The sequence below is a fragment of the Acidovorax sp. HMWF018 genome (assembly GCF_003061035.1).
GTDB classification, from domain to species: domain Bacteria; phylum Pseudomonadota; class Gammaproteobacteria; order Burkholderiales; family Burkholderiaceae_C; genus Acidovorax; species Acidovorax delafieldii.
This window is the reverse complement of the sequence record NZ_QAIM01000589.1, coordinates 2,072-2,942: the sequence shown is the minus strand read 5'-3', so window position 1 is coordinate 2,942 and position 871 is coordinate 2,072. Positions and strand designations below refer to the sequence as shown.

1 protein-coding gene and 1 pseudogene are annotated in these 871 nt (G+C 66.4%); one reads left to right on the top strand and one right to left on the bottom strand.

The window, feature by feature from the left end; translation table 11 throughout:
• A partial coding sequence (locus tag DBR23_RS25110; RefSeq protein WP_233250735.1) for a hypothetical protein occupies positions 1-665 on the top strand: 665 nt, incomplete at its 5' end.
• Here the strand turns inward: DBR23_RS25110 and DBR23_RS31725 are convergent.
• Positions 646-871: pseudogene (locus DBR23_RS31725) on the bottom strand (hypothetical protein); the annotation flags it as partial. The gene DBR23_RS25110 and the pseudogene DBR23_RS31725 overlap by 20 nt on opposite strands.

Genomic DNA, 871 nt, shown 5'->3' with positions numbered 1-871 from the left:
TGGCTGCGTTGTGGGTGTGGACGGTGCGGGGTCACTCAGCCGCCTTGGACCACCCCGCACCGTCCACACCCACAACGCAGCCATTGACCAAGGCCTGCGCTTCATTCACCCCCGTGCGGCAGTCCCCTCCCCCCGCTCCCTTGATTGCCCTGCTGGGCGCGCCCTACACGGGCGTGGAGGCGTTGGCACAGGCGCTGCAGCAGCAGATCACTCCCGGCACGGTACATATCGCCCTGCACCACCCGCACCTGGCCCACACCCCGCCCGCGCCCACGCCGCAGGCAGAGTCCGACGCGGTGGCATTGACCCTGCTGATGGGTCTCGATCAGCCCTGTCCTGCCGAGGAACGGACTGCGCAGGAGGCCTGCGATACCCGGCTGCGTGCGGCCCTGGCGGCTGCGGCGATACCCTACCGCGTGGTGTACGGAACGGGCGAGCAGCGCACTCGCAATGCGCTTATTGCTATACAAAATATAGCACCACAGGCATATTCCACTAGCGCAAGGGCCGCATGGGAGACTGAAAATACGCCCAGAGCAGCCCGGCTGCGCGCCTGGAACTGCGAAAAGTGCAGCGACCCGGCTTGTGAGCACCGACTGTTCACGGCGCTCGTGGAGCAGCGGGATACGACACCGCCGCAAGCCATCACGCCAGACCGCGCTTGAGTTCCTTGAGAAGCAACACCACCTGGCTGGAACCATAGCGGTAACCACCGTTGAGCACCTGCACAGCCCGGTCCCATTCGCCCTGCTGGGCCAGTTCCACCAGGGTGGCCGCCTGCTCATGAAAGTATTGGTAGCGCGCCACCAGCAGCGGATAGGCCGGCTGGTCGCCCAGCAGCTCGCCGCCTACGCCGTGCAACCAGCGGCCC